Annotated in this window: 11 protein-coding genes and 1 pseudogene; 4 read left to right on the forward strand and 8 right to left on the reverse strand. The window is 61.5% G+C overall.

Annotated elements, in window-relative coordinates; all coding sequences use genetic code 11:
• Positions 1-42: 42 nt before the first annotated feature.
• The 4 genes and pseudogenes from trxB to O159_RS12895 all read left to right on the forward strand — a co-directional run bounded on the left by trxB (position 43) and on the right by O159_RS12895 (position 3,809).
• Positions 43-1,029, forward strand: coding sequence for a thioredoxin-disulfide reductase (gene trxB, locus O159_RS12880; protein WP_021756220.1), 987 nt, complete (start codon positions 43-45; stop codon positions 1,027-1,029).
• Positions 1,030-1,042: 13 nt separating this feature from the next.
• Positions 1,043-1,369, forward strand: coding sequence for a thioredoxin (gene trxA, locus O159_RS12885; RefSeq protein WP_021756222.1), 327 nt, complete (start codon positions 1,043-1,045; stop codon positions 1,367-1,369).
• Positions 1,370-1,503: 134 nt separating this feature from the next.
• The gene (locus O159_RS12890; RefSeq protein ID WP_021756224.1) at positions 1,504-2,826 is read left to right on the forward strand and encodes an aminotransferase-like domain-containing protein; all 1,323 of its coding nucleotides are present in this window, start codon (positions 1,504-1,506) and stop codon (positions 2,824-2,826) included.
• A 26-nt stretch (positions 2,827-2,852) separates the two neighbouring features.
• A pseudogene (locus O159_RS12895) lies at positions 2,853-3,809 on the forward strand (D-alanine--D-alanine ligase family protein).
• Between the two features lie 12 nt (positions 3,810-3,821).
• Here O159_RS12895 and O159_RS12900 read toward each other — a convergent pair.
• From O159_RS12900 to rpmH, 8 genes are all read right to left on the reverse strand, one after another.
• The gene (locus tag O159_RS12900; RefSeq protein WP_021756225.1) at positions 3,822-4,781 is read right to left on the reverse strand and encodes a ParB/RepB/Spo0J family partition protein; all 960 of its coding nucleotides are present in this window, start codon (positions 4,779-4,781) and stop codon (positions 3,822-3,824) included.
• Positions 4,781-5,608: a ParA family protein gene (locus tag O159_RS12905; RefSeq protein ID WP_201766275.1), complete on the reverse strand. Its 828-nt coding sequence runs from the start codon at positions 5,606-5,608 to the stop codon at positions 4,781-4,783. The genes O159_RS12900 and O159_RS12905 overlap by 1 nt, the downstream gene beginning before the upstream one ends.
• A gap of 256 nt (positions 5,609-5,864) precedes the next feature.
• Entirely contained in the window at positions 5,865-6,494 is a 630-nt protein-coding gene (gene rsmG, locus O159_RS12910) for a 16S rRNA (guanine(527)-N(7))-methyltransferase RsmG (protein WP_043993823.1), read from the reverse strand.
• 14 nt (positions 6,495-6,508) lie between these two features.
• A complete protein-coding gene (locus O159_RS12915; RefSeq protein WP_021756228.1) occupies positions 6,509-7,051 on the reverse strand; it encodes a Jag family protein in 543 nt (180 codons plus the stop codon).
• Between the two features lie 11 nt (positions 7,052-7,062).
• Complete coding sequence (yidC, locus tag O159_RS12920) at positions 7,063-8,037, reverse strand: membrane protein insertase YidC (protein WP_021756229.1); 975 nt, start codon at positions 8,035-8,037, stop codon at positions 7,063-7,065.
• 10 nt (positions 8,038-8,047) lie between these two features.
• Positions 8,048-8,359 (reverse strand): membrane protein insertion efficiency factor YidD, encoded by a 312-nt coding sequence (gene yidD / locus O159_RS12925; RefSeq protein ID WP_021756230.1) that lies wholly within the window; start codon positions 8,357-8,359, stop codon positions 8,048-8,050.
• A complete protein-coding gene (gene rnpA, locus O159_RS12930; protein WP_021756231.1) occupies positions 8,356-8,769 on the reverse strand; it encodes a ribonuclease P protein component in 414 nt (137 codons plus the stop codon). The genes yidD and rnpA overlap by 4 nt, the downstream gene beginning before the upstream one ends.
• 10 nt (positions 8,770-8,779) lie before the next feature.
• On the reverse strand, positions 8,780-8,917 hold the full coding sequence (gene rpmH / locus O159_RS12935; RefSeq protein ID WP_011187117.1) for a 50S ribosomal protein L34: 138 nt from the start codon (positions 8,915-8,917) through the stop codon (positions 8,780-8,782).
• Positions 8,918-9,139: the final 222 nt, after the last annotated feature.

The raw sequence follows: 9,139 nt of genomic DNA on the forward strand, positions 1-9,139 counted from the left end.
CGCCGGACCCGGGGGCGCCGCCGATCACCAAGGAGCTCCGACGTGCGGCAGATCATCATCATCGGTTCCGGCCCAGCCGGTTACACCGCAGCCATCTACGCCGCGCGCGCCAACCTGAAACCGCTGCTGATCGCCTCCTCTGTCGAGGCCGGCGGCGAATTGATGAAAACCACCGAGGTAGAGAACTTCCCCGGCTTCCCCGACGGCGTCATGGGCCCCGATCTCATGGTCAAGATGCAGGCACAGGCCGAGAAGTTCGGCACAGAAGTCATCCTGGACGACGTCGTCTCCGTCGACCTCTCCGGCGATGTCAAGACCGTGACTCTCGGCTCCGGCGACGTCCACAAGGCACTCTCCGTGATCTTCGCGACCGGCTCCGCCTACCGAAAGCTCGGGCTGGAGGACGAGGAACGGCTCTCCGGCCACGGCGTCTCGTGGTGCGCGACGTGCGACGGTTTCTTCTTCCGCGAACGCACGATCGCGGTCGTCGGCGGTGGAGACTCGGCCTTGGAGGAGGCGACCTTCCTGACCCGCTTTGCGGACAAGGTCTACGTCATCCACCGTCGCGACTCCCTCCGTGCGTCCAAGATCATGCAAGACCGGGCCTTCGCCAACGACAAGATCGAATTCATCTGGAACTCGGAAGTCGTGGCGATCAACGGGAGCGAGCAGGTCGAGGGCGTCACCCTCCGCAATCTTGAGAACGACGACCAGAGCGATCTGGACATCGAGGGACTGTTCATCGCAATCGGCAACGACCCGCGCGTCCACCTGGTGCATGGTCAGCTCGACCTCACTCCCGAGGGAACCATCGCCGTCGCCGGCCGCAGTTCGAAGACCAAGCTCGCGGGCGTCTTCGCCGCGGGCGACGTCATCGACTCCTCGTACCGTCAGGCCGTGACCGCCGCCGCGTCGGGCACGGTCGCCGCGCTCGACGCGGAGCACTACCTGTCCACCCTCCCCCAGGACTTGCTGGACAATGCAGCGGAAACTGCGTCCGGCGACCTTGAACTCACAACCACCGCATAAGGAGAATCAGCCAATGTCAGCATCACGTTCGGTCACGGACGCATCCTTCGAACAGGATGTCCTCAACAGCGAGAAGACGGTCCTCGTGGACTTCTGGGCGGAGTGGTGCGGCCCGTGTCGCGCTGTCGGCCCGATCCTCGACCAGATCGCCGCGGAGCACTCCGACAAGATCGAGATCGTCAAACTCAACGTCGACGAGAACCCGCAGACCGCGGCGAAGTACCAGATCACCTCCATCCCCGCGATGAAGGTGTACCAGGGTGGCGAGGTCGTCAAGACCGTCATCGGCGCCAAGCCCAAGCCTGCCCTCGAAGCCGACCTGGCCGCCTACCTGGCGTAGGGCGACCGGTCTTTCCCGACCCGTCCGGTGCTCACCCGCCGGACGGGTCTTTTGGTACCCGCGCATGCCTCGATTTCCAGCGGAAAGCGCGACCCACATAGCATGGCTGAACGACACTAGAAATGGACTGATTGTTGACTGAACAGGGCAGCCCGCGTCAGCAGGGCAACAATCTGGACCCGTGGTACACCCACTACGCGCAGCGCACCAGCGGCCTCGCCGCCAGTGAGGTCCGAGCTCTGTTCGCCGTCGCCAGCCGTCCCGAAGTGGTCTCGCTGGCCGGCGGCATGCCGTACGTCGCCGCCCTCCCCGAAGACCTCGTCATCGGGGCGATGGATCGTGTCATGCGCGAGCGTGGACCGGTCGCTCTCCAGTACGGCTCCGGACAGGGGGTTCCCACCCTGCGTGAGCAGATCCTCGACGTCATGGCCCTCGAGGGGATCAGCGGAAGCGCGGACGATGTCATCGTCACCACCGGCTCTCAGCACGCACTGGAACTCTTCAGCAAACTCTTCATCGACCCGGGCGACGTGGTTCTCGCCGAAGGCCCCAGCTACGTTACGGCGATGGTGATCTTCCGCTCCTACCAGGCCGAAGTCGACCACATTCCCATGGACGAGCACGGGCTCATTCCCGAAGCGCTGCGCGAGCACATCGGCCGGCTCAAAGCGACCGGACGCCGCGTCAAGTTCCTCTACACCGTCCCGACCTTCCACAACCCGGCCGGTGTGACCCTCAGCGGGGAGCGCCGGCTCGAGATCCTCGAAATCGCACGCCAGAACGACATCCTGGTCCTCGAAGACAACCCCTATGGCTTGCTGTATTTCAACGAGAGCCCGCCAGCGGCCATGCGCTCCGTCGAGCAGGAAGGCGTCGTGTACCTAGGCACCTTCTCCAAAACGCTGGCCCCGGGGTTCCGCGTCGGATGGGCGCTCGCCCCCCATGCCATCCGCGAGAAGCTCATCCTCGCCAACGAGGCCGCCGTGCTCAGCCCGAGTTCATTCAGCCAGCTCGTCATCTCGGAGTATCTGTCCGACGCCGACTGGCGCGGACAGATCGACACTTTCCGGGGCGTGTACCGAGAGCGCAAGGAGGCGATGATCTCAGCATTGGAGGAGCATCTCCCCGAACTCACCTGGACGAACCCCAATGGGGGCTTCTATGTCTGGCTCACCCTTCCTCCGCACCTCGATTCCAAGGCGATGCTGCCACGAGCAGTGACCGAGCTGGTGGCCTATACGCCAGGAACGGCCTTCTTCGCCGATGGTTCCGGCGCCCAGAACATCCGTCTTTCGTTCTGCTATCCGACTCCCGAGAACATCCGCATCGGCATCCGCCGACTCGCCAGTGTGATCAACGGCGAACAGGATCTCCTCGACACGTTCGCCGGCACGGGACCGCTCACTGCCGTCCGGCCCGGCAAACCCAGCGTCAACCCGCCGACCGATCTGCAGTGAGTCCCGCAGAAGAGAAAGAGCTGATCATGCCTGAGAAATCATCCCTCGACATCGTCGTTCTCACCGGCGGCATCTCACACGAACGCGACATTTCCCTCCGCAGTGGACGACGTGTGGCAGACGGGCTTCAGTCACTCGGGCACCGAGTGACGGTCCGCGAGCCTGATGCGACGCTGCTGGCATCCATTCAAGATGAGCACCCCGATGTCATCTGGCCCGCACTGCACGGGGCGAGTGGCGAAGACGGCGCACTACGAGGGCTTCTCGAACTCGCCGGTATCCCGTTCGTCGGATCGCGGACCGGCGCATCCCGTCTCGCCTAGTCGAAGCCGACCGCGAAGGCCATCGTCGAGCGCGCCGGAGTGCGTACTCCCACATCCATCACCCTGCCCAAAGAGACATTCCGCGAACTCGGTGCCAACAGCGTGCTCGCCGCCGTGCTCGACGGACTGTCACTCCCGTTAGTCGTGAAGCCCGCAAAGGGCGGATCAGCGCAAGGGGTCACCATTGTCAGCGACCGTGGAGAGCTGCCCCGGGCAATGGTCGACGCCTACACCTATGCAGAGATCGCTCTCATCGAGCGCAATGTCGATGATGTTGAGGTCTCCGTCGCTGTGATTGACACCGGCGATGGACCAGAAGCGCTCCCGCCCGTCGAGATCGAGCCCGTGGCTGGCGCATACACCTTCGATGCCCGATACAACGCGGGGGAGACCCGGTTCTATGTTCCCGCCCGTCTAGACGAAGCCACGGCTGACGCCGTTGCGGAGGCGGCGAAGACTGCCCACAGGGCGTTGGGCCTGCGCCATCTCTCACGAATCGATCTGATCGTGGATGCCAGCGGCATACCGTGGTTCCTTGAGGCGAACGTACTTCCGGGCCTTACCGAGACCTCGATCGTGCCGCAGGCGATCGCTGCTTCAGGCCGCAACCACGGGGAGGTTTACGCCACTCTTGCCGACGCCGCAATCAAGGAAGGTTGATCGGCTGAGGTTTCACGTGAAACGGACTCGGGACTTGCTCGAATACTCTGACTCGCCGATTTCTTCCAGAATGCGGTTCAGATCCTGGATCGTGGCGAAGTCCACCACAATCTGACCTTTCCGCGGGCCGAGGGTGATCTTGACGCGAGTGTTCAGGCGGTCGCCGAGTTTCTGAGCGACCTCATCCAGATGACCGCGATGCCTCCCGGGTTTCACCGCCGTGCGAACAGTCTTGGGCGCTTTGCTCGCCACTGCTTCAGCTGCGCGAACGGAAAGATCCTCGTTGACGATCTTGTCGGCTAAGTGGACCATTCCGGTTTGGTCATCACCGAGCGAGAGAATCGCGCGTGCGTGCCCCGCTGAAAGGACGCCCGCCGCAACGCGCGTCTGCACAGTTGCCGGAAGCTTAAGTAACCGGATCGTGTTTGTGATCTGAGGTCGCGAGCGACCGATCCGCGTGGCCAGCTCCTCCTGTGTGATGCCAAAATCAGCGAGAAGCTGCTGATACGCAGATGCTTCTTCCAGTGGATTGAGTTGCGAGCGGTGGAGGTTCTCGAGAAGTGCGTCACGCAGCATCGCCTCATCCGCAGTGTCCTTGACGATCGCGGGGATGCTGTCGAGCCCGAGTTCTTTCGTCGCACGCAGACGTCGCTCACCCATGATCAACTCATACGTGCCGGCCTGATTACGCAGCGGACGGACGACGACCGGCTGAAGCACTCCGACCTCACGAATGCTTGCAACCAGCTCGTCCAGCTCGTCCCGGTCGAACTCGACACGAGGTTGAGACGGATTCGGCACAATATCGATGGGGGAGAGGTTCGCCAAACGTGCCCCTGGGACCGCAACAAGCGCTTCGGTTACAGTGTCCGACGGCTCGGGGAAGAACACATCCACTGGTCGAGCCGACTGGTCGGTCGTCGGAATGAGGGCACCGATGCCCCGACCCAGTCCGGTGCGCTTGGCTGCCATTAGCGGGATTCTCCTCTTCGTGCGATTTCGGCGGCGGCTTCGAGGTACGAAAGCGAACCAGAGGAGTTCGTGTCGTAGCTGATGACACTCTGGCCATAGCTCGGCGCCTCCGAGATGCGCACCGAGCGGGGGATGATGGTGTCCAAAACCTCCTTGGGGAAATGAGAGCGAACATCCTCCGCAACCTGATGGGCGAGATTGGTCCGCGAATCATACATCGTCAGCAGAATCGTCGACACTTGAAGCTTCGGATTGAGGTGCCGCTCGATCAGCTGAATGTTCTTCAGCAACTGGCTCAGACCCTCCAGAGCGTAATACTCGCACTGGATCGGGATAAGGACCTCAGTCGCCGCGACAAAAGCATTGATCGTGAGCAATCCGAGCGAGGGCGGACAGTCGATGAGAACGTAGTCAATATCATACTCATCCAAGAATCGGTTCAGGGCGCGGGAGAGCCGCTGTTCGCGGGCGACCATCGAAACCAGTTCGATTTCCGCGCCTGCAAGGTCGATCGTGGCCGGAATCACGAACAGTCCATGGAATTCGGGGCTCTTCTGGATGACATCTTCGAGCTCTTTGTCGTTCACGATGACGTCGTAAACGCTCGGCGTTCCCTCGCGGTGTTCGACACTGAGCGCGGTGGATGCGTTACCCTGCGGATCGAGGTCTATCACCAAGACTCGCGCACCTGATTTAGCAAGCGCGGCTCCAAGGTTGACAACAGTCGTCGTCTTCCCAACCCCGCCCTTTTGGTTCGAGATGGTGAAGATGCGAGTGTTCGAGGGCAACGGAAGACTCGCATCCGCAATCGCCTTCCGACGCCTCATGAGTTCCTGTATCTCTCTGGCCAGGGGGGTAGAGGTATCGAAAGCGGACTCACCCACCTCCACAAATATGTCTTGATCCGGTTGTTTCACGTGAAACCTCGTCACTTGGTTGGTGCCCGGCACCGCTTTGTCGGGATGAAGGCACACTCTCCGCGCACCACTCATAAACTCTAACGTGCATCCCCGACACCTCTCAGCGCTATCGGGGGACTGGTGGAAAACTCGCTAACTTGTTCGGTCCTGTGGGGAAATACTCTCAGCGAACAGTCGCCCGGATGACTCGTGTCACTTCGTCGAGGATTCCTTCGCCCAAGACGATGACTTCCGCACCACGCACCTTGAACTTACTGATCTCCTTCGCCGCACCATCAATCTCGGCTTGAGCAGCGGCACCCTTCATGAGTACGAGCTCACCGCCATCGCACAGCAGGGGAGCGGTCAATGGAAGCAGCTTGCGGAAGGCGCTCACCGCGCGCGCTGTGACCTGATCGAGCGGTGTTGCCAACTTCGCGTCTTCGGCTCGAGCACGAACGACATCAACGTTCAACAGTCCTAGCTCAGTGACTTGCTCATTCAACCAAGTCACCCGTCGATCCATCGGCTCGATGAGCACGAAAGAGACATCTGGCCGAGCGATCGCAAGCACCAGCCCGGGGAGACCCGCGCCACTGCCGACATCACCAACAACACCGGGTCGTAGAAGCGGTGCTACGATAGCCGAGTTCAAAATGTGCCGAGACCACAGACGTGGAAGTTCAAGCGGGCCGATGAGACCCCGTTCTTCCCCCTGTGATGCGAGATTGGCCGTGAACGTGCGTGCGATCGGCAACCGATCACCGAACAGCTGTGCAGCCGCAGCTGGCTCCAGCTCTACCGAATCCGTCACCGTTTCACGTGAAACTATGCAGCAGTGATAACCGTGTGCCGGCCGCGACCTTCGCCCTGGGAGGTCGAGACGTAACCACGCACGGAGACGATGTCGTGAACCAGCTTGCGCTCATACGAGGACATCGGAGGAAGCGATGCCTCCGCAGCGCCTTCCTTCAGTCGCGCAATGGCGTGCTCGACCAGCTGAGCAAGCTCTGCCTGGCGCGCATCGCGCGAACCAGCAATGTCCAGAATGAGTCGTGAGAACTCGCCGGTGTTGTTCTGTACAGCCAGCCGAGTGAGCTCCTGAAGTGCGGAGACTGTGTCCGGCTTCGCGAGAAGCTGGAGATTGGTTTCTGCCTCAGCGTTCACGGAGATGTAGACACGGTCGTTGCGCGTGTCGATGTCAATGTCGCCATCGATGTCGGCGATGTTGAGAAGTTCCTCGATGTAGTCCGCTGCGATGTCGCCTTCGCGATCGAGCTGGGATCCCGTCGATGTTACGGCTGCTTGCTCAGCCGTCATGGAGGGCAGCCCCTCCATGGGTGGAGTGGACTCGGTGTGCACGTCGGTCATGGTGTCGCTTCCTACTTCTTTCCGGCCTGCTTTTTCGCGCGATTCTTGCTCACGGGCTGGACCCGCTGAGTCGTCTGCGGCTTCTGTTGCGGCTGCTCTTCGACCGTGAGGACGACGGAGCCATCCTGCTGAACAAGCTTGCCCTTTCGGGCGAGGCGAGCCTCACGCGCTTTCGCAGCGTCCGAACCCGGAGTCGGCATGTTACGGATGACGAGGAACTGCTGTCCCATAGTCCAGAAGTTCGAGGTCAACCAGTAGAACATGACGCCGAGCGGGAAGGCGAAACCAGAGAACAAGAAAACAAAGGGAAGCAGGTAGAGAAGGATGCGCTGCTGCTTGAACTGGGGACTCGCCTTGGTCTCCGGGGACATGTTCTTGGAGACGATCTGCAACTGGGTGATGAACTGCGACCCCGTCATGAAGACGACCATGATGGCCGCGATGATCATGACCGACGTCTGCACAGGGTTGGCATTCATGGCGCCCTGGAAGCTCTGGTGCAGAGGGGCAACGCCGAAGAGAGTCGCGCCGCCGAATTGCTCGGCGAGGCCAGAGTTGAGCGGGCCGACGCCGGCGTGACCACCCTGTGCTCCATTGAGCACTTGGAAAAGCGCGAAGAACACCGGCATCTGAAGCAAGAGCGGAAGGCAGGAACTCAGCGGGTTGGTGCCCGTCTTCTTGTAGAGATCCATCGTCTCGCGGGACATCGCTTCGCGGGAGAACTGATCCTTCTTGCCCTTGTACTTGTCCTGGATTTTCTTGAGCTGAGGAGCGATCTCCAGCATTCGGCGCTGGTTCTTGATCTGCCGGACGAAGATCGGGATGAGCGCAGCGCGCACGACGATCGTGAGGCCGACGATCGAGAGCACCCAGGTGAGACCGGCCGCCGGGTCGAAACCGACTTGAGAGAGGAGCCAATGCCAGGCAACGAGAATCAACTCCACGACCCACTTGATAGGCCAGAGCAGAGTACCGATGATGTCCATAGTTTTGTGGCTAGGCCTTTCCCTGGCTGATGGCGACGACGAAACCGAACGCGGTCACCCGATAGCGGCTCTTCCTCCGGAGAGGGACATCATCGACCCCGCCCGCTGCCCACGGATGGCAGCGGAGGATACGGCGCACCCCGAGGTATCCGCCGACGATCACTCCATGCTCCTGCATAGCCTGCAAGGTATAGGCGGAACACGACGGATAGTAGCGGCAGACATCCCCGTAGAACGGAGAGACAACCGCTCGGTATCCCCGGAGCACAAGGACGGCGACGTTCCGCGGAACGAGGAGCACTGCTGAGATCGCGGTGATCATGGACGGACGTTGCCTTCGCTGGTGACGCTGTGACGGGAGACGCGTTGAGATGTGGAGGGGGTGAGGAAGCGAGCGGCAGCGCGCGAGACCTCTGCGTGCAGAGTAGCCCACGACGCTTGAGCGGATGCTGGCAATGCCCTGATCACGATGTCGATTCCGGTGTCTGCCGCGGCGCCGGCCAGGAGATCGGGGAGAACCAGATACGCGGCCGCTTTCAGCCGGCGACGCACGAGGTTCCGGCGAACCGCGTTTCCGACGGCCTTGCTCACGATGAAACCGAAGCGCACACCAGAGGAGTCACGATTCTTCCGGACGTAGGCGACGGTGTTCGCTTCCGTGAAGCGAACACCGCGCCGCACGGTCGTCCGATAGTCCACCCCCCGCGCGATGCGGTTGGCTTTCGCGAGCACCGGCTCAGTACTACGCCGAGAGCTTCTGGCGGCCCTTGGCGCGACGAGCGGAAAGGATGGCGCGGCCGGCACGTGTCCGCATGCGGAGACGGAAGCCGTGAGTCTTGGCGCGCTTGCGGTTGTTCGGCTGGAAGGTTCGCTTGCTCATAATCAATCTCCGTGTGGTGGTCTCTTCACAGGCCAGTACTGAGTGTTGAGGGGCCAGCACGGAAAGGCCAGGAAAGCTTCTAGGCAGCCGGAACGGCTGAAGTCAACTGATTAAAACTTACGACCTGAGCCCGACCGAGGTCAAACCGATCGCCCAAAACCATTGATTATGCACGGGATTGGCAGGAACCCCGGCATCGACGCGCCGGTGTATTCCGGTAAT

It is taken from the genome of Leifsonia xyli subsp. cynodontis DSM 46306 (assembly GCF_000470775.1).
Taxonomy (GTDB): domain Bacteria; phylum Actinomycetota; class Actinomycetes; order Actinomycetales; family Microbacteriaceae; genus Leifsonia; species Leifsonia cynodontis.